Genomic DNA, 25322 nt, shown 5'->3' with positions numbered 1-25322 from the left:
CCTAAAGGAGAGGGGTTAGGGGTGAGGTTGATACGACCCGGTGGCTGAACGGCTAGGCAGCGGTCTGCAAAATCGTGTGAACGGGTTCGACTCCCGTCCGGGTCTTGGAACTTTTAATGGCAATGAAAGCGAGAGTCAGAGAGTCATGGCAAGCATCAAAATTCCGACGCCCCTGCGCGTCTACACGGGCAACAACGCTCAGGTCACGGTGAGCGGCGAGACCGTCGGGGCGGCATTGACCGACCTGACGACCCAGTACCCCGAACTCAAACAGCACCTGTTCAATGGCGACCAACTGCGCAACTTCGTCAATGTGTACCTCGGCGAAGAAGACATTCGCTTTTTGAGCGGGCTGGACACCGACATCGACCCGGATACGCTGCTGCGTATCATTCCCAGCATCGCCGGAGGCTGATCAATGCGCAAAGTTGACCAGAGCGGTCTCAAGACCGGGCAAGCCCTGACTATCATCCTGCTGCTGGCGGCGTTCATTCTGAGCAGTCCGCTGCTTGTCGCCATCGTCGCGATTTCGCAGTTCCTCGGCGCGCTGGATGTGTCGTTCGCGCCGTTCCGCGTGGCCTATAAGACCGTCGGGCAGCGCTTCGTCAAGCCGAACGTCATCACCGACAACCCGGAACCGCATCGCTTCGCCATGCTCGTCGGCTCGATCTTCAACGGTGTGGCGACGCTCGCGCTGCTGAGCGGGGCGTCAACCGTCGGCTGGGTGCTGGTGTGGATCGTGATCGTGCTGGCCAACCTGAATTTCTGGCTCAACTTCTGCGTGGGCTGCCTGATGTACTATCAGCTCAATCGCTTCGGTGTTCCCGGCTTCAAGTACGCGCCAATTCCGGACTAGGGGAAAGACAGGTCTATGCTTGAGCGACTGCTGATCGCTGCCGTGCTGCTGGCGGCAGGCTATGTGGCTTATCGCGTGTGGATCGCCCGGCAGAAGGGCACGGTCAACGCGCTCGTGCCGGTCGACCCGCTGCTCACCAATGTCGCGCCGGGCGTTCCGGTGATCGTCTATTTCACCACGCCCATGTGCGTGCCGTGTAAAACGCAGCAGCAGCCCGCCCTGGAACGCCTGCGCAACGAAGTGACAGTGCAGATCGTCAAGGTCGATGCCTGCGAAGACCCGGAGGCGGCGGATCGCTGGGGCGTGTTCTCGTCGCCGACGACCTTCGTCATCGACGGCTACGGCCAAACACGCGCGGTGAATCACGGTGTTGCCGATTTTCACAAATTGAAGGCACAATTGCAGGCATAGCGTTCACTTTCTGAAGTGAATTGTAGGGACAAGGTATGCCTTGTGCTCACGCTTGACCAAACAGAGGACGACGCATGCGTCGTCCCTACTCTAGGGACAACAGGATATGCAACCATTAGTGAATGAACTAGGTGACCTGTCCAACGCGGAGATCAACCGCTACGGGCGCCACCTGATTATGCCGGAATTCGGCATGGACGGTCAGCGCCGTTTGAAGGCGTCCAGTGTGCTGATCATCGGCACGGGCGGCCTCGGCAGTCCGTTGGCGCTGTATCTGGCGGCGGCGGGCATCGGGCGCATCGGGCTGGTCGATTATGATGTGGTCGACGAGACCAACTTGCAGCGGCAGATCGTGCACGGGCAAAGCAGCGTCGGCGTGACCAAAGTCGACAGCGCCGAGCGCCGGCTGCGCGACCTGAACCCGTTCCTGCAAATCGATAAGTACAACGTCCCGCTGACCAGCGAGAACGCGCTGGAAATCCTCGCGCCGTACAATGTCATCATCGACGGCACGGACAACTTCCCGACGCGCTATCTGACCAATGACGCCTGCGTCAAGCTGGGCAAGCCGAACGTGTACGGCAGCATTCTGCGCTTTGAAGGCCAGCTCAGCGTGTTTTACGCCAAAGAAGGCCCGTGCTACCGCTGCATGTTCCCCGAACCGCCGCCGCCGGGACTCGTCCCGAACTGCGCGGAAGCGGGCGTGCTCGGTGTGCTCCCCGGCGTGATCGGCACGATGCAGGCGACCGAAGCGATCAAGCTGATCACGGGCATCGGCCAGACGATGGTCGGGCGCATGCTGCTCTACGATGCGTCGGACATGACGTTCACGACGATCAAGGTGCGCAAGAACCCCAACTGCCCGGTGTGCGGCATCCCGCACGAGCAGGTGCAGTTGATCGACTACGAGCAGTTCTGCGGCGTCCCGGCGCATGACCATGTGCCGAGCGCGGCGGCGGTGAACGGCAATGGCAACGGCAAAGTCACCGACCCGAACGCTCCGGTCAAGGGCATCGACGTGGTGCAGTTGAAGGCGCTGTATGACAGCAGCACCCCCTTCGTGCTCGACGTGCGTAACCCAGAAGAGTTCGAGATCGCGATCATGCCGGATACGGTCAAGATTCCCAAGCCGCAGATTCAGTTGGCGGTGGAAGATGTGAAGGCCGGACGCAAGACGGTCGAGCAGACGGTGCTGGCGCAGATTCCGCGCGACCGCGAGGTGATCGTGCACTGCCGTTCGGGCGTGCGCTCGGCGGATGTGATCAAGCTGCTGCGGCAGGTCGGCTGGGATAACGACAAGCTGATCAACGTGGAGGGCGGCATCCTCGCATGGGCGCGGCAGATCGACACGAGCCTGCCGACGTACTAGGCCAGATTATCACTCAGGACAAGCGCGGCTTCGGTTGCGCTTGTCCTTTTAACCCTCAGATTCAATCAGGCGAACAGTGATTTGCTCATCGGTCGCCGGATCATAATATCCAGTGAACCTCAGCCGTCCGTCTTCGAACCATTCGATATGTGTGTAGTTGATCAAAGCGCCTCCGGTCAGATTCGCCACCAGTCGATCTTCCACCACATCGTAAATCGCGCCATTACTCAGCAGCATACGCGCTTGATCCGATGAGGTCGCCAGAATTTCAACGAATTGGTCATGCGGGAGCTCCTCTGCAGCGATCACATAGACACCCCGGTTCGTGCTCAGCAGCAGATCCGTTCCCATAAACGGTTGAACATCTGCCAGCCAGCAGGGTTGCAAAGCCGCATCCGCAATCTGCCCATCAGCGCCTAAGGCTGACAGGTGTCGCGCCGTGCGCCTGCTGCAGCATATAGTCGATCTCGCCACGATACAGCACAGTGGGTCTGCTGCTGGCTGAGGTCACGTCGAGCGAAACGAGCTCGGACTGTCCGGCCTCCGCATCAATGATCCGCAGCAGGGTGAGCGTTTCACCATCAGAGCGGATAATGCCGCACGAGGCTTCTGGCCCGGCGAGAACCGTTTCGATCTGACAATCGGTCTCCAGATCATATTCGCGCAGTCCAGCCGCATCGTACATCGTGAACTGACAGGGCGCACTGCCCATCGAGGTTCCGGCCATCTGAGAGAGCCAGCGTCCGCTGATCAGCATTTCCGCTCGTACCCTTGGTTGAGTGATGATGTCGGGATAACCGTCGAAAATCACGCTCAGGCTGTTTGGTGCTGTTACATCGAAGCCGTAAAGCGTATCCCAAAGACTGTCACTGTTGGTTGTGTTGATGATGGCACCCTGAGTCGCGCTCAACCAACTCAAAATATAGGGCGGATAGCTCGAAAACAGGTCATAGGGAATCGCCCCTAAACTGACAAAATCGTCAGTGTGGGTTGACACCGCGTAATAGTCATAGCGGTTGTCGCCGTAAGCGCCCAAAAGCAGCCAACCGCCATCCGGTGATAGGCTAGGCTGACGATACACGCCATTTTCGTAGCTTGTCCAAGCGGCGCTGATCGGCAGTCGTCGCAATTCGCCGGTCTCTGCTTGACATAACACCGCCTCTCCGCTGGGATCATCCATTAGAATCCAGCCCGAATGTCCGGATACGGGGTCAAAACCGCACAGGTTGTGCGGCAGAGTCGTCACCGCGCGAGGTACGGGACTCCGGTCGATAACGGCCACAACAGACAGATCAAACGGGATAAGATCGACTTGCGCCTGTGCCTTGGACAACCACCCCAGACTCAAGAGCGTGAGTAGAATGATTACACCAACGGGTAGTGAGCTGCTCGTCTTCATAGAGTTTCCCTGAGACGCCTGTTAACTGCCGGGGAGCACCCGCGTGGATGCTCCCCGGTTGCTTTACTTTCCGCGAATGATCGTATCCGCCCATTCGATGTGTTCGGGGTAATGCCAGAAGGTGTTGGCGGCGATGCGTGTGAACACCGGGTCGCCGTCGCTGTTCTCCTGACCCGCGGGCATGTACGCGCCATAGGGCTTCTGCAAATCCGCCCATGTCAGCGAGCGCGCCTTGGCGATCAACCCTTGATGCGCTTCCGCCATGCGCCGCTTGACTTCGTCCCACGGCACAGCGTGCGTGCGCTGGCGAATCTGCTCGTTCATCAGGTCATACTGGCGCGCCGCCCACGCCGCCGGGTCGATGCCCATCGCGGCATTGCGATCCTGTTTGTTCAGCAGCGCGGTCACCCCGCCCGTCCACACCGCCAGATGCATCACATGATCTTTCGCCGTCCAGCCCGCCGCATCGGTCGCTCCGGTCGCCTCGGCTTCGGTGAGTGACTCGCAGTAGCCGCGCAGGTAGTCCCACGCCTTGTCCGCGTAGGCGACCAAAGTGTCCAGCGAATCGATGGGATCGGTCATCTGGATCGCTTCAATCCACGGGCGGTGTTCGGCGTAATGCAGATAGCCATCGCCCATGACGTAATCAAGGATCGGGCGGCCTTCGTTGTCGGCCTGATCATCCGGCAGGAAATTGCCGTAGGGACGGTGCAAGTCCTCCCACGACAGGCGTTCGAGCGCGGCCATCATGCGCCCATGCGCGGCCTCGAAGCGGCGCAGGACTTCGCCCCATGACAGGTAGCGGTTGTTCTGCTGGATCGCCGCGTTAATCTCGTCCAGCTCATGGCGATCCCAGATCGCCTGATCCACGCCCATCGTCGCCACGCGCGGACCTTTGTTGAGCAGCGCCGCGACGCCATCTTCCCACACGGCGAGGTGAATCACATGGTCTTTGATCGTCCAACCTGCCGCATCCGTCGCAATCGTAACGCGCGTCAGATCAAGCGGAGTCACGAAGGCGATAAAATCGTCGTACCCCTCGCGCATCCGGCTCAGCAGATCGGCTTTGTCTGTGGGATCGTCGTCTGCGCTGTCGCCACGCGCGATGGCTTCCAGCCACGGCAGGTGTTCTTCGTAATGCTCATAGGTGTTCCCGGCGATATACAGATAGAACGGTTCCTGACGGTAACGCTCGCTGGCCGTCGGCAGATACGTGACCAGCGGCGCGTTGATGTCCGTCTCGCTGATCGACTCCACGTGCGCCAGCAGCCGTGTGTGCACCGCGTCAAGGCGGCGCAGCACCTCGTCAAAGGGGATATCCTTGGTCTGCGCCTGTACCGCCGCGTTGATCCCATCGACATTCAACGGGTCGAACAGCGCCGCGTCAACACCCATCACCTCGGCGCGCGACCGCCCGGTGAGCAGCGCCCACACGCTGTCTTCCCACACCACCGCGTGCATGACATGATCTTTGATCGTCCAGCCCACCGCGTCGGTGTGCACCGAATGCTGCTCCGGTGTCAGCGTGTGCAGATACGCGACAAATTCGGCGTAGCCTTGCCGCATCTTCGTGAGTAATTCGTCTTTTTGCACCTAATTCCCCTTTCCAAACATGACTTCCAGCGCCCGCCACACGGTATTCGACCACATGGTGTAATTGTGGCTGCCGCTGAATTCGTGATAAATCACGTTATAGCCGTGCGTGCGCAGCAGTTCGTGCATCTGGCGGTTGCCCGTGAGCAGCCATTCGAGCGTGCCCGCGTCCTGCCAGATCTGGATCGACCGGCCCTCGCCCAGCTTGATCAACTTATCGATGAGCATTTCGCGGCCATCCGGCGCAATCCCGAACGCCCCCGACTGGCTAATCACCTTGCCGAAGATCTCCGGCATGCGCACGCCCGCCCACAACGCCATCAGCCCGCCCATCGACGCGCCGAGCACGCCGTAGCTCCCCGGCTGCGCCTTGATGTCGATCAGGTTGAGTTCCGTCTGTGCCAGCGGCAGCACATGTTCGCGCACGAAGTACAGCGTCGTGTCGTTCTCCGTGTATTCGACCATGCGCGCCGATCCGCCATTGCCGAGCAGCGCCAGCGCAATCGGCTCAATGCGCCCCTGCGCGATCAGGTTGTCGACGATGTTGCACAGGTAGGCACGGCGCATGTAGTCCGGCCCATCCCACACCACGACCAGCGGCACGGCTTCGGTCACAGGCGGCTGATAGAGGTAGACCTCGCGCGGCGCGCTCGCCACCGTGCTCCCCGCCTCGACCAGATGTCGGGTCACCGTCCCACGCTGCACGCCTTTTTTGCGCGCCACCAGATCGGTCAGGTCGCATTCTGGCATGATGAACACATGGTTGACCGCATCCATGCCGTTCCATACTACATGCGGATTAAACGGGTCGGCGAGTCGCTCCTCGCGCGAGAGCATGTAGGCATATTCAATATAGGCGTCGGCGGGCAAAGTCATGGTGTGTGCCCACACATCCGGCTCAATCTGCTCCAACTGAATCGGGCGCCCCGCGCCATCCCAGTCATTAAAATCGCCGACCAGTATTGGAGCAGGTTCCGCGCCTTCGCCATACCAGACAAACGTCACTTGATCACCATCAATTAACGGGGTACCTTCATCCCGTGCTCGTTCTAACCATGTCATCAGGCTCATCTCCACCTTAGAAATTAATTTCATAAATTCTATCGAATCCTGACCTTTAGGCTATCTGCATGGTGACAGAGATTGTTAAAATTGGATCAAGATCACTTTTAGGGATGTCACATGCCTGTTTTGTTGCTCTCGCGTGGTGACCAAGCCAGCCGCACCTTGCTCAAGCAAGCGATTGAGGCGCGCTATGGTCACAGCCCGCCGATGATCGAAACGACGAAGATCGATCTCAAGGGGCGCAGCCGCGTTAAACTGCCGTTTACGACGACATGGATGCCAGTCGAAGCGACGGTGTACGTTAAATTTCCCTCGGCGATTCGCTGGGATTTCACCATGCGTCCGGTGGGACTGCCCGTGAGCAACATGAGCGAAGCCTTCGATGGGTCGGCGCTGCGGCGCACGCGCGTGCTGCGGAGTTCCGAGGTCAACACGGATACGGGGCTGCTCCATTCATTACGCGCGCGTCTGTGGTCCATGGCGGTGATGCTGCTTACGCCGCTCTCTGATCCCTCGGTCGAAGTGCGCATGCTCGGCGAGACGACGCTCGTCGTCGAAAATACGCAGACGGATATTCGCGTCAATCTGCAGTTGAACGCCGATAAAACGGTGCATCAGATCGGCACGGTGTGCTTTAACCCGCTCACGGAAAAAGAACAGATCTACACCTTGCGCGCGACGCATGGGCAGGAACAGATCGGTGACATCATGTTCCCGCGGCAAATTGAGGTGCTGTGGGATGACGAAGTCGAGTCCGAGCTCAACCCGGTCAGCATTGAGACGAACCTGAGCCTCGACGATAGTTTCTTCCGCATTTAGGTCTTGTAGCGGTCGGGCATGAGCTGCCGCTGGACGTCGTAGACCTCAAACCCGCGCTTGATGTAGTTGGGAAGCGCGGCCGGGCTGTCCAAGTTGCAGGTATGCACATACACCCGCTTCGCCCCATCTTTCCACGCCTGATCAATCGCCGTGCTCAATAGATGCTTGCCGAGCCCTGCGCCCATGCTGCCGGGGAATAAGCCGAAATAGGCGATTTCGGTATCGTCGCCCTGCCGTTCCAGCTCAAAGTACCCGGACACCACCCCATCGACAGACAGCACGTAAATGCTGACTTCCGGGCGCGTGATCGCTGCCAGCAGGTCGGCGTCAGACATCAGCCGCCGATCACGCCAGAACAGCGCCTCGCCGACACCGTCATACAGGCGGCGGTAGAGCGGCACATCAGGCGTCGTCAGCTGCCGAATTTCGACTCCGTCACGTTGGATGAAGGCGGGCATGAAGAGCGTGGCATCGGTCATTTCGAGATACGTAATGATGAGGAATTCAGGAAAATCGCTCGCTGGCGCAGTCATCAGCATACCCCTCTTAATCCAAATCCGTTATAATCGGCATTCATCTATTTTGATGAAAACAACGCGCTCAGGATCGGGCAATTTGCCCAAATCTTCAGAGCGTTGACCGTCAATAATTCACAAAACGAACCAGCAGACTTTTAGTATTGAGGTCACTCATGGATTTCTCGCTCTCCGAAGAACACCTGCAAGCTCAGAAAATGGTGCGCGACTTCGCCGCCAAAGAAGTGATCCCGGTCATCGGCGAATGGGATCGTAAGCAAGAAATGAACCCTGCCTTCCTGCCGCGCATGGCGGAACTCGGCATCCTCGGCATCTGCATCCCCGTCCGCTACGGCGGTCAGGGCTTTGACTACATCACGCTCGGCCTCGTCTGCGAAGAACTGGAACGCGCGGACACCCATCTGCGCGTGATTATGTCGGTGCACGCGGGCCTCAACAGCCTGTCGATTCTGCAATGGGGTACGGAAGAACAGAAGCAGCGCTTCCTCGTGCCGCAGGCCAAAGGCGAGAAGTACGGCGCATTCGGCTTGACCGAACCGGGCGTCGGCAGTGACGTGATCAACATGGCGTCGACCGCGCGCCGTGAAGGCGACGTGTACATCCTCAACGGCGAAAAGATGTGGATCAGCCTCGCGACCAAGGCGCACAATTTCCTCGTCGTCGCCAAGACTGATCCGAGCGCGGGGCATCGCGGCCTGACGGCGTTTATCGTTACCAGCGACATGAAGGGCGTCAAGACGGGCGATATTCACGGCAAGCTCGGCGTGCGCGCGGGTTCGACGGGCTGGGTCGCCATGGAAAACGTGGAAGTTCCGGTCGCCAACCGTCTCGGCGAAGACGGCGAAGGCTTCAAGATTGCGATGGCGGCGCTGGATAACGGGCGCTACACCGTCGGTGCGGGCGCGGTCGGCTTGATTCGCGCATGCCTCGAAGACAGCATCACGTATGCCAAGGAACGCCGCACCTTCGGCAAGCCGATTGCCGATCACCAGTTGATCAAGCAGAAGATCGGCTACATGCAGCAGTGGTACGACGCGGCGAGCCTGCTCATCTACAAGGCGGGCTGGATGAAGAACATGGGTATGCGCAACACGCGCGAGACGGGCATGGCGAAGTGGTATGCCACCGACATGAGCGTGCAGGCCGCGCTGGAAGCTGTGCAGATTCACGGCGCGTACGGCTTCAGCGATGAGTACCCGGTCGAGCGTTACCTGCGTAACAGCAAGGGCGCGGTCATCTACGAAGGCACCAGCGAAATCCACCAGTTGATGCAGGCCGACTATGCGCTTGATTACCGGCACGACGGCAATCTGCGCTGCGAACTGCCCGCCTACGACTCCGAATACTGGCAGAGCGAGCCCGTCGAGGGGTAATCGCGCCTCTTTCGCCCGTGAACTCAACGACGACACCTGAAATCTCTTTAGCGTCTCTCCCGCAGTTTTACGAGCCTGAGAGCAGAGGCCAATTCCCGACCTCATGGTGCTCCTGCCCGACCCAGTCGCCGGCTTAACGAACTGGGCTTACGGTATTGGCAGGCGTGAAAATCGTCTTTCTCGGCGACAGCCTGACGTGGGGCGGCTATGGTGGCAACTTCGTCGATGAAGTCCGGCGCTTGCTCCCCGACCACGAGATCATCAATGCGGGCGAAGGCGGCAACACGGTGCTCAATCTGCTGCGGCGGCTTGAGCGCGACGTGCTCAGTCACCAACCGGACGCCGTGTTCGTCATGGTGGGCGGCAATGACGCGATCTCATATAGCCAGTTCAAAACGCGCTCGTACTATCGCCAGGCACAGGACATCGAGAATGGGTTTGTCACGCCGGAGATGTTCGAAACGGGCTATCGCGATCTGCTCACGCAGCTCCAGCTCGCGCATGTGATCACGTGGGTGGGGCTGGAACCGTCCGAGTACAACCAGACGGTCACCGATACGCTCTATGATTACAATCAGCGCTTGCGCGAGATGGCCCGGTCGATGAATGTGCCCGTGCTCGACCTGATGAGCGAATTCAACCCGGCACATGTACCGGAGCGTCAGCCACTGGATATCGGCTTCATTCTGACGATTGGCAAACGTGAGCAAACCGGCTGGAACGAGTTCGAGAAGGCGCAGAAAGAAGGCGGCTACTCGTTCAGCTTTGACGGGCTGCACCTGACCCCGCTCAGCGCCAAGAAGATCGGCGCGCGGATTGCACAGTTTGTGCAGGGACAGACCTCTAGGCCACAATTGAACGGTCAAACCAAAAGCAAAGGACCAGGCCATGCCAGTAGCTCCAGAGAATAGCCTGACCGACTTCCGTCTGACCAAAGGTGGATCGGAAATACCTACAGCCCCGATGAGAATCTGTTTGGTGGGATGCGTTCGACGCGCGCACATCCTCCCCCCGATTTCCCCAGCGGAGCAAAAGACCTCGCTCATGAGCGAGGTCTTTTGCTTGCTATGGAGGTGCAGGACTTCGCAATCCTGGTCCGATAGACTCGAAACTATGCGTCTACAGGTTTAGCCAGATGTTTGTTCTCGTAACGCCTAGCCCCATCCGACGTGGTACGGGCGTTACCAGCCGATAGTTCTTTGACCCCGTGAATCGACATGGCGGGTGCCGCACGCTGTATTTGGTGACGCCCAGTAGTTCTCCGCACAGCGACGGACAACGTGGACGGCTGGGTTACTATGACCCAGCACCCTGACTATACAGCCTTAGGCGGCGTAAGCCAGAGCAGGTTGGTTGTTGTTGGCATTTATAGCCGTGCCCATTTTAACGCAGGTAGGCGCTGCGACCTGCAACATAGCCCCAGCCTCTACCGTCGAGACTATTTCACCCCCGGGTAGATGTGGTGCTAGCCACATCGATCAGTTTAGCAGAATTTAACCGAGAAGTAAACGCCACCCGCATAAGAAGCGCATCAGAACACTTTCGTCCAGAAATAGCCGATATACGCTTCGGTGAAGCCGATGGTGTTGTAGAAGGCGTTCTGCCCTTCCCCGGAACCGGTTTCCACATAGATGTGCTGCGCGCCCAAGGCCTTGAAGCGGTGCAGACCTTCGAACATCAGGGTTTGCGCGAGATGCTTGCGCTGATGATCAGGGTGCGTGCACACCGGCTCGAAGACGCCGTAGCGATTGGTCGGCTCGTAGGTCAGACCGACGTGCGCCGCGAACGTGCCATCCGGCGCTTCCGCGACGAGATTCAGCGCGTGCTGAAAGGAGGGCGACCGCAGCACGAAATTCTCGTACTCCCGCGCGGTATGGATGTTACGATTGAACGCCGCATTGAGCAGCGCCGCCATGTGTTCGTAATCGGCTTGTTCGGTGCGCGTTTCCCGCAGGCTGTACCCGTCGGGCATGGTCACCGTTGGCAGGGGCTGATTCCCGAGAGGCATATGCCGCAGCATCCAGAAATACGACCCTTTGGTGAAACCATGCTGAGTCAACACCTGCTGACGCGGCGTGTCATGCTCAAAGGCGACCGTTTCGAGCTGGCGTTGACCGTCATCGTTCGGCGCGGGCAGCGTTTCAACCGCCCACGTGACCATTTCCGCTTCGATTCGACTGCGGTAATCCGGGTGAATCTCAAAGTGCGCGTTGCCCGGTCGGCTCTCCGCGTGCGCCACGCCGATCAGTTGGCCGTCGGCGGTCTCCCACAGGCGGATATTCTGCGCCCACTCCGGGCTGAGCACTGCATCCTCATTGTGATAGCGCTGACCGTCCCAGTGCCGGATCTCCCAGACGTAACCGGGACCGACGAGCGGATGCAGGTCGATGAGCAGTTGGCGGACGCGGAAAAAGTCGGCTTCGGAGTCAATGCGGGACGGGCGAGAAGTGATGGAGCTAGACATGGAGTTGCCTTACGGTGGGGATGTAGGGGCAGACCTACGTGTCTGCCCTTGAGGGCGCACACACAGGTGCGCCCCTACATAGCGAATGCTGGACTGCTTACTTGCCGAGGCGCTTCTTCGCTTCAGCGGTGATCGCCGGGAGAAGCGCATAGAGATCGCCGACGAGGCCGTAACGCGCCATCTTAAAGATGGGCGACTCGGCGTCTTTGTTGATCGCCACGATGATCTTGCTCGACCGCATACCGGCCTGATGCTGGATCGCGCCGGAAATGCCCGCCGCGATGTACAGATCCGGCGCGACGACCTTACCCGTCTGCCCGACCTGATGCGCATAGGAGATGTAACCCGCGTCAACCGCCGCCCGGCTCGCGCCGACCGCGCCGCCGAGCACATCGGCCAATGGCTGCAGCACGTTCGCAAAGCCATCTTTGGCTTTCCAGACCGCCGCATCGTCGCCCGACACGCCCGCCGGGGCGTCCTTCGGGTTGTTCGCCATTCCGCGCCCACCCGAGACGATGATGGCCGCGTCGGACAGGTTGACCGTACCCGCTTCCGCTTCGAAGCTTTCGATCTTGGTGCTGATCTGATCTTCGCTCAACGCCGGGGCGACGGTGGTCACGTCGGCGGTCGCCGCCGCATTCGGCGTCGCCGCCTTGAACGTGCGCGAACGCACGGTGATGAACATGGTTGCGCCGCCGGTGATGGCATTTTCGCTCAGCACCTTGCCCGCATAGACACCGCGTTCCGCGGTCACACTGCCGCCGTCCACACTGAGCGACAGCACGTCGCCGAGCATGGGGCTGTCAGTGTCCGCCGACGACGCGGCCAACAGTTCACGGCCACGCGTAGTCGCCACGGCGAGCACGGCCTTCGGCGCTTGTTCCTTGACCAGCTTGGTCACGAGCGCGGCATAGGCTTCCACGCGGAATTCCTTCAGCGTCGCGTCGTCGCTGACCAGCGCCTTGTTCGCGCCATAGGTCGCGGCTTCTGCGGCGACGGCAGCGGCATTGGTTCCGAAGACAAGAGCGGTCAGCGGCACGCCGAACGCATCGGCAGCCATCCGACCCGCGGCGAGAGCTTCCCACGCCGCCGGAATCGCCTTGCCTTGAAAGGTCTCAATCCAGACAAAAACGGCGCTCATAGAACTTTTTCCTCCAGCAGGCGGTCGATCAACTTCTGCGCCTGTTCTTCGGGCGTACCCTCGATCAATTCAAAGCGCGTGTCGCGCGGGGGCAGATTCTTGTACTTGGTCACCTTCGCGTTGACGGCGGGCAGCGCCACGCCGAGATCGCCCAGCGACCATTCGGGAATGACAGCCTTCGACGCCTTACGGATGCCGATGAATGACGGATAGCGCGGCTCGTTGATGTCCTTGAGGACGGTGAGCACGGCGGGCAGCTTGGCGGTGACGACCTGCTTGCCCTCTTCCACAGTGCGTTCGACCTTGATGGTCTTGGCAGCGGGGTCAATGGCGAGGATCTTCGAGACATTGCTCAACAGGCTGTAGCCGAGCTTGCGCGCGGTCTGGTACGCATGCTGATCGGTGCCGACATCGATGCTCTCGCGCCCGAAGAGGACGAGATCGACCGAGCCAACCTTCTTGACAGCAGCGGCGGCAACAGTCGCGTAGGCCAGCGAGTCCGCGCCTTCGAGCGCCGCATCCCACACGCGGGCGGCTTCATCCAGCCCCATCGCGAGGCTGTGCTTCAACGCTTCGTTGTGCATGTCCGGGCCAATGGCGACGACGGTCGCCTTGCCGCCCGCGGCTTTGGCCTGAACGATGCCTTCTTCAAGGGCGTATTCGTCCCACGGGTTGACGACGAGCGCGGCGTCTCCCCACGTGACTTTGCCCGCTCCATCCACCTCCACCTTCGCGGCGGTGTCGGGCGTACTGCGTGTAAATACGACGACGTGCAAGGTATATCCTCCCAAACATTATTAGGGGTTTTTCTGCATTGCTTTGTGATTGTAACGCAAGTTGAATTAAATAATCAAATCAAAATTCGATTAGCGCGGAATGTCATGTAAAACGAGGAAAAGCCGCGTCCGCCCCTCAATCACGAGGGGCGGAGAAACCTTGGCGTTAGGCCGAACGGCGCTCGTTGGCGGCGACGTAATTGAGGAACAGCGCGGCGAGCGCGCCCGGCACCCATCCTGCAACGGTGAGCGCCAGCACAATCAAAATTGTGCCGCAGCCCCGGTCAATCACTGCCAGCGGCGGCAGGAGTATGCATAACAACGCGCGACCCAGACCCATCGTAGTGCTCCCTTCATCATGGTCATTTCGTATATATATACGAGCGAGCGGGCGCAGGGTTGCAGAGTCTCCCCCGGATTTCAGGGGGTAGATCAACGGGGTTCGTCGTGTCGGGGCAAGGTTCGCCGATAGGTGACGTGAAGTCTGTGTTTTTGGCCTCACCCCCTGCCCCTCTCCGAACGGAGAGGGGAGAACCGCGCAGTCGTGAAGTCCCCTCTCCCGTGGGAGAGGGGATTTAGGGGTGAGGCTGATGGGACCACGCTATCCAGCGTAGCTCCAGGCGCGCCTTGCCCCTACCCATGCATACACCACCCCAATACTCGCGTACATGTCAGGCATCGATTGAGCGCCGCAGTCTTGCGACGGTTTGACACGCTCTGCTACACTGGGACGGCTGTACAGCAAAGTTTGAGTAGGTTGATATGAAACGACTATTCCTGATGCTGCTGTTGATCGGCGCGGCGTATGCCCTGAGTGCGTGCAACTTCTTCTCGCAGCCCGGCGATCTCCAAACCGAAAACCTCGCCAACGACCTCGCCAACACGGAGATCGCCGCGGTGCGCCAGACGGCCACGGTCGGCGCTGACCGGCTGCTGGTGACGCTGCAATTCGTCGAGACCTCGGTCGGCATCATGCAGCAGCAAGGCACGCGCATCGCCGCGACGATGGTCGCCGCGGGCATGCCCATCATCGATACCAGCGCCATCACCCCCATCGCGCCCGCGAACGACCCCGGCGCGACCGCGAACCCGGCCAATAACCTCGTGACGCCCGTCATCAGCGGTCAAGGGGCGGCGAGCGGCAACATCACCATTCAGAACCCGCCTACCCCGACTCCACTGGCTACGAGTGATCCGAATGTGCCACGCCTCGATAATATTCTCCTGGCGGAACAGGTCGGCCCGGATGACTGTCCGCTCGGCGCGTCGACCACCTTCTCGGGTGCGACAACCGACATCTACGCGACGGCAATTGCCTACAACCTGTCCTCGGCCAATACCTTAAGCTCGCGCTGGCTGCGCGACGGCACTGAGATTGCCCGCTACGACTGGACGCCGAACTTCAATATCACGCAGGCCTGCATCTGGTTCCATCTGCCGTCGGCGGCGGTGGAATTCGTCCCCGGCAATTGGAGCGTCGAGATCACGCTGGATGGCGCGCTCGTCGGTTCGCCGATCAATTTCACGATCAACGCGGACGCCACCGGCGGCGCGGATACTTCAAACAGTGGAGGCTAAGAGACTATGGCGATCAATGTCGGCTGGCAGGATAAAAATCAGGAAATCATTCGCTGCAACGCCGAAGGGCGCTGGACGTGGGATGATTTGCAGCGCGCGCTCAACGCGACGATCAAGCTCATGGACACCGTCGAGCACAAGGTCGACTTCATCATCGACCTGCGCAAAGGCAGCTTTGCCATCAACCCGCTGAGCATTCTCGGGCAGGCGCGCAGCGTCGCCACGCCGGAAACGCACCCGAACGAAGGCGTCAAAGTGGTGCTGGGCGCGAACGGTATGGTGCAGACCGCCTATGATGGTTACCGCCGCATCATCGCGGGCATGGGCAAAACGCAGATTTTTCACTTCGCGGACAGCGAAGCCCACGCGCAGCAAATCATTGAGCGCGAACGAGGCAAGTAAAGTGATGCCCTGTGAGGACAACGTAGATTGTGACCGCTTGAGCCAAATCCAGCCACTAACCGTTCGATCAGTTCACGCTGGTTCACTTCTCGCATATAGTGAGACAGGATGTTTAACCAGATGAGACATGGTGGCGGTATGTGGCGTTACGCTTTTCCCGGTTCTGAGGATGAGAAGCCCAGTAAAATCACGTGGGGCTTGATCAAGCGCGTGCTAGCTTACGCCGCGCCCTACAAACGCGAGATTGCAATCACGCTGGTGCTGATTCTGTTCACGAGCGGTCTCGGTCTGCTCACGCCGCTGATCTTCCGTGATTTGATCGATAATACGCTGCCTTCGGGGAATGTCGAACGGCTCAACCTGCTGGCGCTGGCGCTGATTTTGATTCCCATCCTCAACAGCGTGATCGGCATCATCAACCGCCGCCTTAACTCCACCATCGGCGAGGGCGTGATCTACGACCTGCGGCGGGGGTTATACGCGCATTTGCAGCGGATGTCGCTGCGTTTCTTCACCAACACGAAATCCGGCGAGTTGATGAGCCGTCTGAACAACGACGTCGTCAACGCGCAGAATGCCATCAGCAACACGATTGTCGGCATCGTGACCAACATCGTCACGGTGATCGCCACGCTCGCCGTCATGCTGACCCTAGAATGGCGGCTGACGATCATCGGGCTGGCGGTCTTCCCGCTGTTCATCATCGGCGCGCGCTTGATCGGGCGCAAGCTGCGCGATATCGCCCGCGAACAGATGGACATCAACGCCGAGATGAACGCCATGATGAACGAAACGCTCAACATCAGCGGCGCGCTGTTGATCAAGCTGTTCGGGCGCACCAGCCTCGAAACCGACCGCTTCGCCCAACGCGCAAGCCGGGTGCGCGACATCGGCGTGCGGCGCGCGGTGCTCGGCAGTCAGTTCTGGGCGATTCTGGGCGGCGTCGGCGTGATCGGCACGGCGCTGGTCTACTGGCTCGGCGGGCATCTCGTGTTGAGCGGCGTATTCACGATCGGCACGATTGTTGCCTTCGCAGCGTATCTCGGTCAGCTCTATGGCCCGCTCGAATACCTGATCAATGTCCCGGTCGAATTCTCCACTTCCATCGTCAGCTTTGAGCGTGTCTTCGAAGTGATCGACCTGCCCATCGAAATCGACGAGAAGCCGCACGCCATCGCCAAAGCCCCGAAAGAGATTCAAGGTGAGCTGGTCTTTGACGACGTGACCTTCCTGTATCAGCCGACCGGCACGGGCGGTCTGCGCGACGTGCACCGCTATGGGCGTATGGAGAATGTCAAAGCGGTGCTCTCTGGCGACGGCAAAGCCGCGCCGAACGGCCTGCAGATGCCGACCGCCCCGGTCACGCAGGCGCGCGAAACCGCGCTCGAACACATCAGATTCACGATTCAGCCGGGGCAGTTGGTCGCGCTGGTCGGGCCGAGCGGCGCGGGCAAAACGACCATGACCTACCTGATTCCCCGCCTGTACGATCCGTCGCAGGGGCGTATTCTGCTCGACGGGCACGATCTGCGCGACCTGACGCTCGATACGGTCACGCATGCGGTCGGCATGGTGACGCAGGAAACGTATCTGTTCCACGACACCATCCTGACGAACCTGCTCTACGCCTGCATGGACGCAACCCAGGCCGACGTCGAAGCGGCCTGTCGCGCGGCGAATATCCATGACTTCATCATGGGGCTGCCCGACGGCTACCTGACCATCGTCGGGGAGCGCGGCTACCGCCTCAGTGGTGGTGAAAAGCAGCGCTTGGCACTCGCCCGCGTCATCCTCAAAGACCCGCGCGTGTTGGTATTGGACGAGGCGACCAGTCATCTCGACAGCCAGTCCGAAGCGCTGATTCAAGAAGCGCTCGAAAAGATCATGCACAACCGCACCAGCATCGTCATCGCGCACCGCCTGAGCACCATTCTGGCCGCGGATCAGATTCTGGTGATGGATCGCGGGCGCATCATCGAACACGGCACGCACGCCGAATTGATCGAGCAAGCGGGGCTGTACGCGCAGTTGTACGAAACGCAGTTCCGGCATCAGCGGGAAGTTGACAGTCTGCAGTTCACAGTGGACAGTGAGAACGAGTCCGCGCTGTAATTCTCCGCATGCCTAAAATCCAGTCGGGGCATGGCACACCCTGCCCCGACGCATCTGCAAAACTACGCGCTTTGACGGTCAACTGACCACTGTAAACTTTTCTTCCCACTTGGTTCACATGGTCTTATACAATGGTACCGACTCCGGATGGTAGAATGATCTGGTTCCTAGGATTCGGAGTTAACCCAACTTGCGTGAAGAACTGCGCCAGCACGTGCGCCATAATTTTGCTGTGAATGTCACTGATGCCGGGTTCTACGGCCTCGGCTTGAGCTTTGCTTCGTTTAGCACAATTCTGCCTCTCTTTGTCTCCACCCTGACCGACTCGACGCTGTTGATCGGCATGATTGGCGCGATCCACTCGATTGGCTGGTTCTTCCCGCAATTGCTCACCGCGAAATCGGTTGCACAACTGCCGCGCTTCCGCCCGATGGTGCTCAAGATGACGCTCAACGAGCGCATCCCCTACTTCCTGCTCGCGCTGGTCGCGTGGCTGGCGGTCGGCGTGCTCAACCGTGAGCTGGCGCTCATCCTGACATTCCTCATCATCATGTGGCAGGCGTTCGGCGCAGGTCTGACAGCGACTGCGTGGCAAAGCATGGTGGCGAAGATCATGCCGGACAACATGCGCGGTACGTTCTACGGGACGCAGTCCGGGTTGGCCAACCTGACCGGGATCGGCGGCGCGGTTTTATCGGGCATCATTCTGCAAACGCTCCCATCGCCGCTCGACTTCACACTGTGCTTCATCATCTGCGGCATCGCGATGATGCTCTCGTTCGCGTTTCTGGCGCTGACGCGTGAACCGGCGATTGAGCCGCCCAAAGAAATGACGATGAGTTGGGGCGCATACTGGCACAAGCTGATGACTATCCTGCGCGAAAATGCGAATTTCCGCTGGTTCATCGTGGCGCGCATCATCGGGCAGGTCGGCGTGGTGGGCGCGGCCTTCTATACCATTCATGTCGTCCGGCACTTTGGCGTGGCGGAAGGCACGGTCGGCGTGATGGCGGGCGTGCTCAGCCTCGCAGTGACGGTCGCGACGCCGTTCTTCGGCTGGCTGGGCGACCGTTACAGTCACCGCGCCGCCTTCGCGGTCGGCATGCTGCTGGCAGGCGCCAGCGCGTTCATCGCGTTCATCGCGCCGTCGGCGGAGTGGTTCTATCTGGTGTTCGCGCTGATGGGCGCGGCCAATGGCGCGCTGTGGACCTCGCCGATGGCGCTCAACGTCGAGTTTTGCAGCGAGAGCGAACGTCCGTATTACATCGGGCTGGCGAGCACGCTGGTTGCGCCCATGTCGCTGATCGCGCCGATTGCCGCCGGGCTGCTGGCCGATTCGACGGGAATTCCGACCACGTTTGTGCTGGCGACAGTCGGCGCATTGATCACAGCGGCGGTGGTGGCGTTTGTGGTGCGCGAACCGCGCCACGTCCTGAGCCCGGTACAGCCGACCTACGCGGCTCAGGCGATGGATTAAAAGAGGCGTAATCCCACAGGTCGAAAAGGGTGTTGAGTCAAGCTTTAGGCAGGCTCAACACTCACTACTTATCCACGTTTTAGATAATCAGCATTGGAAGAATTAAGCCTGTGTGTTATAATTTCCACACAGGTAAGTGTAAGTCTACGCATGTTCGCCCTGTCCAACCTACACGGGGCGTTTTCACATAACAAGGGTAATGGATGACACTCACGTTTGAAAGTCTGGGCTTGCGCCAGCAACTCGTGCAAGCCGTGATGGAACTGGGCTATGAGAACCCGACTCCCATTCAAGAACGCGCCATTCCGGCGCTCCTCGAGGGTCGTGATGTTCTTGGACAAGCCCAGACGGGGACGGGCAAAACGGCCGCCTTCGCGCTGCCTTTGCTCGAACGCTTAGATATGAGCACCCGCAATGTGCAGGGGCTGATTCTCACGCCGACGCGTGAGCTGGCGCTGCAAGTGACGGAAGCGCTCTATCAGTACGGCAAACATATGGGGACGCGCGTGGTCGCGATTTACGGCGGCTCATCGTACGCGCGGCAGTTGAAGCGGTTGGAAGAAGGGGTGCATGTGGTCGTGGGCACGCCCGGCCGCGTGATCGATTTGATTGAAAAGCGGGCGCTGCGCCTGAATCATGTGAGCTACATGGTGCTCGACGAAGCCGATGAAATGCTGAAAATGGGCTTCATCGACGATGTCACGACCATTTTGAACCAGACGCCGAGCGAACGGCAAACGGCGTTGTTTTCGGCGACGCTCTCCGACCCGATCCGTGAGATCGCGCGCAAATACATGCATGATCCGCAGGTGGTAGCGATTGAACAGAAGACGCTCACCGTGCCGCAGATCGAGCAGCGCTACTATCTCGTGGAAGAAAACTCGAAGGTCGCGGCGCTGACGCGGCTGCTCGAAGTCGAACATGTGTCGAGCGCGTTGATCTTCACGCGCACCAAGATCGGCGCGTCCAACCTGGCCGATACGCTGCTGGCGCGGCAGTTCCCGGTCGAAGCGCTGCACGGCGATCTCAGCCAGGAAGCGCGCGAGACGGTCATGCGCCGTTTCCGCCGCGGGCAGATCACGATCCTCGTCGCAACGGACGTCGCCGCGCGCGGCCTCGACATTCAGGATATGTCGCACGTCGTCAACTTTGACGTGCCCTACGACGCGGAAGACTATGTGCACCGCATCGGTCGTACGGGGCGCGCGGGCCGCGAAGGCATCGCCATCACCATGGTGACGCCGCGCGAACGCCGCTGGCTCAAGACGATTGAGCAGTTCACCCGCCAGCCGATCAAGCGCGGCAAGCTGCCCACGGTCGACGAAGTGATCGCCAAGCGCGATCAGAGCTTCACCGAAAAGTTGAGCGGCATGCTGGAGACCGAAGACTTCGAGCGTGAGGTCAACTTCCTCAACAGCTTGATCGCGGTCGGCTATGATCAGGCGGAAATCGCCGCGGCGGCTATTCGCGTGGCGCGCTCGTTCGAAACGCAGCGTCCGATTGAAGATATTCAGGAACCGCGCGAACGCACCTACGCCGAACGGCAGGCCGCCCGCACAGGTGATCGACGCTTTGGCGGCGAGCGCCGTTACGGGCGTGAAGGCGAACGCGGCGGCAGTCGCGAAGAGCGCGGTGGTGAGCGCGAGAGCTTTGACGGCGACCGTCCGCGCCGCCGCACGGGTGAGCGCGAATCGGGCATGGTGCGCCTGATGATCGACGCGGGGCGCGTGCACGGCATTCAGCCCGGCGATGTGGTCGGCGTGATTGCCAGCGAAGCGGGCATCCCCGGTCGCGCGATCGGCGCCATCGACATCCAGAAGAACCAAACGTTCGTGGATGTCAACGAGATGCATGTCGAGCGCGTGCTCAAGCGGATGCGCACGGGCACGATGCGCGGGCGACAGGTCACCCTGCGCCGCGCTGACGCGTAAAAATTAACCTCACCCCAACCCCTCTCCGGAGGTTGAGGGGCGTAACCAGGGTACAACCAACGTAGGGACGAGGCAGCTGCCTCGTCCTTTTGTTTCCCCAACCCCATCTTTACCCCGCCGTGACGGTTTCTGCCGCTATAATCACGCTAGAGAACAGGGGATGACATGGCAGTAGCAGTGGTGGACAAGCAGCAGCAGGCGACGTTGACAGGATGGCGCGCAGCCCTGATCTATGGCATCGGGATCGCGCTGGCGCACCGCGTCCTGCTCACCCTGTGGATGGCAATCGTGTGGGGTATCGTCGGCGCGAGCCTCGGCAGCACGCGCATCGACTTTCACAGCGTGAACGCGCAGCTCCCGGCGCTGACCTCACCGCTGGAGCAGAGCGTTTTCGGCGTGTGGCGGCGCTGGGATGCCGTGCATTACCTCGACCTCGCCGTGAACGGCTACCGCCTCGACAACGCAGGCGCGACCGTGTTCAGTCTGCTCACGCCGTTCACCTTCCACACCGCCGATGCGCTGCTGCCCGGGAGCATTGATCTCGCTGCGGCGGTGGTGGAGACCGTCGCCTTCAGCGCGGCGCTCGCCCTGCTCTACCGCGTCGTTGAGCTGCTGTTCAGCGATGAAAAGCTGGCGCGCTGGTCGGTCGTCGCGCTGGCGCTCATGCCCGTCTCCTTCTTCTTCGCTGCGCCTATGTCGGAATCGATTCACCTCGCCTTCGTGTTGGCGTTCGTCTACTGCGCACTGAAAGATCGCTGGGCGCTGGCGGGCGTCATGGGCATGTTCGCCACGCTGGCACGGTCACAAGGCGTGTTCCTGGTCGGCGTCGGCGGGCTGCTGCTGATCGAGCGGTACGGTTGGCCGCCGCGTCAAGCGCTCGGCACATACGGGCGCCAAATGCTGCCGCGCGCCGTCTGGTTAGCGCTGATCCCGCTCGGCATGTTGATCTTCCTCGCCTACCGCGCCAGTTTGAACCTACCGCCGCTCGACGCCATCTACAGCAGCTACTCCTACGCCTTCTTCGTCAATCCCATCGAAGCCGTGCTCATCAATCTGCGCTGGATCGCCGCCAACCCCAACCTCGCCCTGTTTCACCCGGATATGTGGGCGCTGTTCCTCTCGATTGGCCTCATCGTGATGATGGTATTCCGCCCGCGCCACCGCCGCCCCGCGCTCGTCTTCTACGTGGTGGTCAACCTCGCCTTCCAGATCACCAAAATCAACTATGACTGGGGGACGAACGTCGTCATGTACTCGCAGAGCGTGGCCCGGTACGCGCTGCTCCTGTTCCCGCTAACCGTGTTGATCGCCGATGGGCTGAAGTCCACGACCAAGTGGGGGCGCATCGTCGGCGTACTGGTGCTGCTGACCAGCGTGTTGGCGCTCAGCGCGGGCTATGTCCTCGCCCTGACCGGCCCGTAAACGACCGCGTCCTTATATGGTTCTAGCCGCCGTGGGCGAGCATTTCTATAATCAAGACACTCACATCAACCTCAAGTGGAGCACATGAGCATGGCGGAACAGGGCAAACCCAAGTTCGCCTTCTTTGAAGGCAAAATAGTCCCGATTGAAGACGCGAAAATCAGTGTCATGACGCACGCCTTTAACTACGGCACGGGCGTCTTCGGCGGCCTGCGTGGCTACTGGAACGACGACGAAAACCAGTTGTTCGTCTTCCGCCCGCACGATCACTTCGAGCGGCTGACGCAGTCCGCCAGCCTGCTGCGCATCAACGTGCCGCACAGCGTGCCGCAGTTGGTCGGCATCCTCAATGAACTGCTGCGCACGGAAGGCTTCCGCGAGAACGTGTACATTCGTCCGCTGGCCTACAAGTCGACCGAGATGATCGGCGTGCGCCTGCACGATGTCGACGACGAAATCACCATGTTCGCCATGCCGTTTGGGCGCTACGTCGAAAAAGAAGAAGGGCTGCACGTCGGCTTTTCGTCGTGGCGGCGCGTGGATGACAACGCGATTCCTGCGCGCGGTAAAATCACCGGGGCCTATGCTAACAGCGCGCTGATCAAGTCGGATGCGGTGCTGGCGGGCTACGACGAAGCGCTCGTGCTCAACGAAGACGGGCATCTGGCGGAAGCCAGCGCCGCGAACTTGTTCATCGTGCGTAAAGGCGTGGTTTACACCCCGCCCGTCGAGTCGAATGTACTGGAAGGTATCGTGCGCCGCTCGCTGATCACGCTCATGCGCGACGAACTCGGCCTCGACGTCGTCGAACGCAACGTAGATCGCACGGAAGTGTACATTGCCGACGAGATGATCATGTGCGGCACGGGCGTGCAGGTCGCCGCGGTGACGCGCGTCGAACACCGCGCCATCGGGTCGGGACAAATGGGGCCGATCACGCGCAAGGTGCGCGATCTGTTCTTCGATGTGGTGCGCGGGCGCGTAGACAAATACCGCGAATGGCTCACGCCTGTGTACGAAAACGTCACCGCAAAATAGAAAAGAGTAAGGCAAAAGATTCAACGCAAAGGCGCAAGGACACAAAGGCGCAAAGCGTAATAACAAAGGACGCCCAGATGGGCGTCCTCATTTACTTTTCTTAGCGTCTTGGCGTCTTCGCGCCTTTGCGTTGAATCTCGATCTTTACGCGAGCGAGTAAACGCGCCCCACGGCGAACTGTTCGCGGGCGGCGGCGGCCAGTTCTTCGCGGAACTTGGGATGCGCCACGTTGATCAGTTCCTGCACGCGCTGCGCAATCGTCTTGCCGAACAGCGTCGCGATGCCGTATTCGGTCGCGATATAGCGCACATCATTGCGGGTGGTGGTCACGCCCGCGCCCGGCTTGAGCATGGGCACAATGCGGCTCAGCGTGTCGTCCTTGGCCGTGCTCGGCAGCGCGATGATCGACATGCCGCCCTTGCTCCGGCACGCGCCGCGCACAAAGTCGACCTGCCCGCCCACTCCCGAATAAAACTTCGTGCCGATGCTGTCGGCGCATACCTGCCCCGTCAAATCGACTTCCAGCGCCGAATTGATCGAGACCATCTTGTCGTTCTGCGCGATGATGAACGGGTCATTGACGTATTCGGTCGGGTGCAGCTCAATGATCGGGTTATCGTTGACGTAATCAAACAGCGCCTTCGTGCCGATCACAAAGCCAGCGACGACCTTGCCCGTGTGAATGCTCTTGGCGCGGCAGGTCACCACGCCCGCTTCCACCATGTGCATGACGCCATCGGAGAACAGCTCGGTGTGAATGCCGAGATTCTTGTGATTGGTCAGGCGGCTGAGCACGGCATCCGGGATGCCGCCGATGCCAGTTTGCAGGGTCGCACCATCTGGGATGAGCGCGGCAATGTGCTCGGCGATGCGATCCTGAATTTCCGAGGCCGGATGCGGGTTGACCTGCGGCAGTTCGTAATCGACATGGATGCAGTAGTCGATCTGATTGACGTGAATGAAGCTGTCGCCTAACGTGCGCGGCATGTGCGGGTTGATCAGCGCGATCACCATCTGGGCGGATTCGGCGGCGCTCTTGGTCACGCCGACTTCAACACCATACGAGCAGTAGCCATGTTCATCCGGCGGGCTGACGTGGATGACGGCAATATCAATGGGGAGCAACCCATCGCGGAACAGGGAGGGGATTTCGGAGAGGAAAATGGGCGTAAAGTCGGACGTGCCCGAATTGACCGCTTTCCGCATATGGTCGCTGATGAACAGGTTGTTCACGCGAATATGATCGGCGATGTCCGCCGTGATGTATTCACGCATGCCGATGCTCAGCACCTGCACCAGTTCAACATTGTCGAGCTCTTCATAACGCGCGACCAGCGCCTGAAGGAAGGGGATGGGCGTGGAGCAGTTGCCCGTGACGAACACGCGCTGCCCCGACTTCACTTTCGCTGCCGCCTCTTCGGCGGTGATCATGCACACTCTGCGCTGCATAGGCATCTGCCTCGAATGATCCGATTATCTGTCTGTAGGTTTTTTCACAATCGAACATAGCCTACCCCCCTTTACTCTGTGGCAATAGTGTCAATCATCGTAAGCCACAAG

General features: G+C 60.1%; 24 protein-coding genes, 1 tRNA gene and 1 other RNA gene. 15 read left to right on the top strand and 11 right to left on the bottom strand.

Annotated elements, in window-relative coordinates:
* Positions 1 to 34: 34 nt before the first annotated feature.
* The 5 genes from IPK17_RS32640 (at position 35) to moeB (ending at position 2636) form a co-directional block, all read left to right on the top strand.
* Positions 35 to 105, top strand: a tRNA-Cys gene (locus IPK17_RS32640).
* Between the two features lie 40 nt (positions 106 to 145).
* Positions 146 to 415 (top strand): MoaD/ThiS family protein, encoded by a 270-nt coding sequence (locus tag IPK17_RS32635; RefSeq protein WP_343421912.1) that lies wholly within the window; start codon positions 146 to 148, stop codon positions 413 to 415.
* Between the two features lie 3 nt (positions 416 to 418).
* Positions 419 to 856, top strand: a complete 438-nt coding sequence (locus IPK17_RS32630) for a DUF4395 domain-containing protein (protein WP_343421911.1) — start codon at positions 419 to 421, stop codon at positions 854 to 856.
* 15 nt (positions 857 to 871) lie between these two features.
* Positions 872 to 1267, top strand: coding sequence for a thioredoxin family protein (locus IPK17_RS32625; RefSeq protein ID WP_343421910.1), 396 nt, complete (start codon positions 872 to 874; stop codon positions 1265 to 1267).
* 106 nt (positions 1268 to 1373) lie between these two features.
* A complete protein-coding gene (moeB, locus tag IPK17_RS32620) occupies positions 1374 to 2636 on the top strand; it encodes a molybdopterin-synthase adenylyltransferase MoeB (protein WP_343421909.1) in 1263 nt (420 codons plus the stop codon).
* A gap of 48 nt (positions 2637 to 2684) precedes the next feature.
* Here moeB and IPK17_RS32615 read toward each other — a convergent pair whose 3' ends face one another.
* The 4 genes from IPK17_RS32615 to IPK17_RS32600 all read right to left on the bottom strand — a co-directional run bounded on the left by IPK17_RS32615 (position 2685) and on the right by IPK17_RS32600 (position 6723).
* Positions 2685 to 2987 carry a hypothetical protein gene (locus IPK17_RS32615; RefSeq protein ID WP_343421908.1) on the bottom strand — a complete coding sequence of 101 codons (303 nt, stop codon included), beginning with the start codon at positions 2985 to 2987 and terminating at the stop codon, positions 2685 to 2687.
* 58 nt (positions 2988 to 3045) lie between these two features.
* Positions 3046 to 4035 (bottom strand): hypothetical protein, encoded by a 990-nt coding sequence (locus IPK17_RS32610; protein ID WP_343421907.1) that lies wholly within the window; start codon positions 4033 to 4035, stop codon positions 3046 to 3048.
* Between the two features lie 63 nt (positions 4036 to 4098).
* Positions 4099 to 5628 carry a ClbS/DfsB family four-helix bundle protein gene (locus tag IPK17_RS32605; RefSeq protein ID WP_343421906.1) on the bottom strand — a complete coding sequence of 510 codons (1530 nt, stop codon included), beginning with the start codon at positions 5626 to 5628 and terminating at the stop codon, positions 4099 to 4101.
* A complete protein-coding gene (locus tag IPK17_RS32600) occupies positions 5629 to 6723 on the bottom strand; it encodes an alpha/beta hydrolase-fold protein (protein ID WP_343421905.1) in 1095 nt (364 codons plus the stop codon).
* An 87-nt stretch (positions 6724 to 6810) separates the two neighbouring features.
* On the opposite strand from IPK17_RS32600, the gene IPK17_RS32595 reads away from it, so the two are divergent.
* Complete coding sequence (locus IPK17_RS32595; protein WP_343421904.1) at positions 6811 to 7512, top strand: DUF6544 family protein; 702 nt, start codon at positions 6811 to 6813, stop codon at positions 7510 to 7512.
* On the opposite strand, the gene IPK17_RS32590 is transcribed toward IPK17_RS32595, so the two are convergent.
* Positions 7509 to 8045: a GNAT family N-acetyltransferase gene (locus IPK17_RS32590; RefSeq protein WP_343421903.1), complete on the bottom strand. Its 537-nt coding sequence runs from the start codon at positions 8043 to 8045 to the stop codon at positions 7509 to 7511. The two genes, IPK17_RS32595 and IPK17_RS32590, sit on opposite strands and share 4 nt — an antisense overlap.
* A gap of 158 nt (positions 8046 to 8203) precedes the next feature.
* On the opposite strand from IPK17_RS32590, the gene IPK17_RS32585 reads away from it, so the two are divergent.
* Together IPK17_RS32585 and IPK17_RS32580 are read left to right on the top strand one after the other, a co-directional pair.
* Positions 8204 to 9421: an acyl-CoA dehydrogenase family protein gene (locus IPK17_RS32585; protein WP_343421902.1), complete on the top strand. Its 1218-nt coding sequence runs from the start codon at positions 8204 to 8206 to the stop codon at positions 9419 to 9421.
* 164 nt (positions 9422 to 9585) lie between these two features.
* Positions 9586 to 10332: an SGNH/GDSL hydrolase family protein gene (locus tag IPK17_RS32580; protein ID WP_343421901.1), complete on the top strand. Its 747-nt coding sequence runs from the start codon at positions 9586 to 9588 to the stop codon at positions 10330 to 10332.
* A 154-nt stretch (positions 10333 to 10486) separates the two neighbouring features.
* Here IPK17_RS32580 and ssrA read toward each other — a convergent pair.
* The 5 genes from ssrA to IPK17_RS32555 all read right to left on the bottom strand — a co-directional run bounded on the left by ssrA (position 10487) and on the right by IPK17_RS32555 (position 14142).
* Positions 10487 to 10872, bottom strand: a transfer-messenger RNA (tmRNA) gene (gene ssrA / locus IPK17_RS32575).
* An 80-nt stretch (positions 10873 to 10952) separates the two neighbouring features.
* Positions 10953 to 11885: a GNAT family N-acetyltransferase gene (locus IPK17_RS32570; protein ID WP_343421900.1), complete on the bottom strand. Its 933-nt coding sequence runs from the start codon at positions 11883 to 11885 to the stop codon at positions 10953 to 10955.
* Positions 11886 to 11982: 97 nt separating this feature from the next.
* Positions 11983 to 13026 (bottom strand): electron transfer flavoprotein subunit alpha/FixB family protein, encoded by a 1044-nt coding sequence (locus tag IPK17_RS32565; protein WP_343421899.1) that lies wholly within the window; start codon positions 13024 to 13026, stop codon positions 11983 to 11985.
* Positions 13023 to 13802, bottom strand: a complete 780-nt coding sequence (locus IPK17_RS32560) for an electron transfer flavoprotein subunit beta/FixA family protein (protein WP_343421898.1) — start codon at positions 13800 to 13802, stop codon at positions 13023 to 13025. The genes IPK17_RS32565 and IPK17_RS32560 overlap by 4 nt, the downstream gene beginning before the upstream one ends.
* Before the next feature lie 166 nt (positions 13803 to 13968).
* On the bottom strand, positions 13969 to 14142 hold the full coding sequence (locus IPK17_RS32555) for a YqaE/Pmp3 family membrane protein (protein WP_343421897.1): 174 nt from the start codon (positions 14140 to 14142) through the stop codon (positions 13969 to 13971).
* A gap of 422 nt (positions 14143 to 14564) precedes the next feature.
* On the opposite strand from IPK17_RS32555, the gene IPK17_RS32550 reads away from it, so the two are divergent.
* The 7 genes from IPK17_RS32550 to IPK17_RS32520 all read left to right on the top strand — a co-directional run bounded on the left by IPK17_RS32550 (position 14565) and on the right by IPK17_RS32520 (position 23762).
* Complete coding sequence (locus tag IPK17_RS32550; protein WP_343421896.1) at positions 14565 to 15380, top strand: hypothetical protein; 816 nt, start codon at positions 14565 to 14567, stop codon at positions 15378 to 15380.
* 6 nt (positions 15381 to 15386) lie between these two features.
* Entirely contained in the window at positions 15387 to 15782 is a 396-nt protein-coding gene (locus IPK17_RS32545; RefSeq protein ID WP_343421895.1) for a hypothetical protein, read from the top strand.
* A gap of 138 nt (positions 15783 to 15920) precedes the next feature.
* A complete protein-coding gene (locus tag IPK17_RS32540) occupies positions 15921 to 17894 on the top strand; it encodes an ABC transporter ATP-binding protein (protein WP_343421894.1) in 1974 nt (657 codons plus the stop codon).
* A gap of 190 nt (positions 17895 to 18084) precedes the next feature.
* Positions 18085 to 19371 carry an MFS transporter gene (locus IPK17_RS32535; RefSeq protein WP_343421893.1) on the top strand — a complete coding sequence of 429 codons (1287 nt, stop codon included), beginning with the start codon at positions 18085 to 18087 and terminating at the stop codon, positions 19369 to 19371.
* 203 nt (positions 19372 to 19574) lie between these two features.
* Complete coding sequence (locus tag IPK17_RS32530; RefSeq protein ID WP_343421892.1) at positions 19575 to 21302, top strand: DEAD/DEAH box helicase; 1728 nt, start codon at positions 19575 to 19577, stop codon at positions 21300 to 21302.
* A 165-nt stretch (positions 21303 to 21467) separates the two neighbouring features.
* Positions 21468 to 22724: a mannosyltransferase family protein gene (locus IPK17_RS32525; RefSeq protein ID WP_343421891.1), complete on the top strand. Its 1257-nt coding sequence runs from the start codon at positions 21468 to 21470 to the stop codon at positions 22722 to 22724.
* 84 nt (positions 22725 to 22808) lie between these two features.
* Positions 22809 to 23762 (top strand): branched-chain amino acid transaminase, encoded by a 954-nt coding sequence (locus IPK17_RS32520; protein ID WP_343421890.1) that lies wholly within the window; start codon positions 22809 to 22811, stop codon positions 23760 to 23762.
* A 144-nt stretch (positions 23763 to 23906) separates the two neighbouring features.
* Here the strand turns inward: IPK17_RS32520 and IPK17_RS32515 are convergent, their stop codons facing one another.
* A complete protein-coding gene (locus IPK17_RS32515) occupies positions 23907 to 25211 on the bottom strand; it encodes an acetyl-CoA hydrolase/transferase family protein (RefSeq protein ID WP_343421889.1) in 1305 nt (434 codons plus the stop codon).
* Between the last annotated feature and the right edge of the window lie 111 nt (positions 25212 to 25322).

It is taken from the genome of Candidatus Flexifilum breve (assembly GCF_016713355.1).
Note: the sequence above shows the minus strand (reverse complement) of the source record. Positions and strands in the feature narration are given on the sequence as shown.

Excerpts from the sequence above, each read along its gene's own strand:
- IPK17_RS32635 (WP_343421912.1), top strand. The coding sequence starts at position 146 with ATGGCAAGCATCAAAATTCCGACGCCCCTGCGCGTCTACACGGGCAAC.
- IPK17_RS32630 (WP_343421911.1), top strand. The coding sequence starts at position 419 with ATGCGCAAAGTTGACCAGAGCGGTCTCAAGACCGGGCAAGCCCTGACT.
- IPK17_RS32625 (WP_343421910.1), top strand. The coding sequence starts at position 872 with ATGCTTGAGCGACTGCTGATCGCTGCCGTGCTGCTGGCGGCAGGCTAT.
- moeB (WP_343421909.1), top strand. The coding sequence starts at position 1,374 with ATGCAACCATTAGTGAATGAACTAGGTGACCTGTCCAACGCGGAGATC.
- IPK17_RS32615 (WP_343421908.1), bottom strand. The coding sequence starts at position 2,987 with ATGGGAACGGATCTGCTGCTGAGCACGAACCGGGGTGTCTATGTGATC.
- IPK17_RS32610 (WP_343421907.1), bottom strand. The coding sequence starts at position 4,035 with ATGAAGACGAGCAGCTCACTACCCGTTGGTGTAATCATTCTACTCACG.
- IPK17_RS32600 (WP_343421905.1), bottom strand. The coding sequence starts at position 6,723 with ATGAAATTAATTTCTAAGGTGGAGATGAGCCTGATGACATGGTTAGAA.
- IPK17_RS32595 (WP_343421904.1), top strand. The coding sequence starts at position 6,811 with ATGCCTGTTTTGTTGCTCTCGCGTGGTGACCAAGCCAGCCGCACCTTG.
- IPK17_RS32590 (WP_343421903.1), bottom strand. The coding sequence starts at position 8,045 with ATGACTGCGCCAGCGAGCGATTTTCCTGAATTCCTCATCATTACGTAT.
- IPK17_RS32585 (WP_343421902.1), top strand. The coding sequence starts at position 8,204 with ATGGATTTCTCGCTCTCCGAAGAACACCTGCAAGCTCAGAAAATGGTG.
- IPK17_RS32570 (WP_343421900.1), bottom strand. The coding sequence starts at position 11,885 with ATGTCTAGCTCCATCACTTCTCGCCCGTCCCGCATTGACTCCGAAGCC.
- IPK17_RS32565 (WP_343421899.1), bottom strand. The coding sequence starts at position 13,026 with ATGAGCGCCGTTTTTGTCTGGATTGAGACCTTTCAAGGCAAGGCGATT.
- IPK17_RS32555 (WP_343421897.1), bottom strand. The coding sequence starts at position 14,142 with ATGGGTCTGGGTCGCGCGTTGTTATGCATACTCCTGCCGCCGCTGGCA.
- IPK17_RS32550 (WP_343421896.1), top strand. The coding sequence starts at position 14,565 with ATGAAACGACTATTCCTGATGCTGCTGTTGATCGGCGCGGCGTATGCC.
- IPK17_RS32545 (WP_343421895.1), top strand. The coding sequence starts at position 15,387 with ATGGCGATCAATGTCGGCTGGCAGGATAAAAATCAGGAAATCATTCGC.
- IPK17_RS32540 (WP_343421894.1), top strand. The coding sequence starts at position 15,921 with ATGTGGCGTTACGCTTTTCCCGGTTCTGAGGATGAGAAGCCCAGTAAA.
- IPK17_RS32530 (WP_343421892.1), top strand. The coding sequence starts at position 19,575 with ATGACACTCACGTTTGAAAGTCTGGGCTTGCGCCAGCAACTCGTGCAA.
- IPK17_RS32525 (WP_343421891.1), top strand. The coding sequence starts at position 21,468 with ATGGCAGTAGCAGTGGTGGACAAGCAGCAGCAGGCGACGTTGACAGGA.
- IPK17_RS32520 (WP_343421890.1), top strand. The coding sequence starts at position 22,809 with ATGAGCATGGCGGAACAGGGCAAACCCAAGTTCGCCTTCTTTGAAGGC.
- IPK17_RS32515 (WP_343421889.1), bottom strand. The coding sequence starts at position 25,211 with ATGCAGCGCAGAGTGTGCATGATCACCGCCGAAGAGGCGGCAGCGAAA.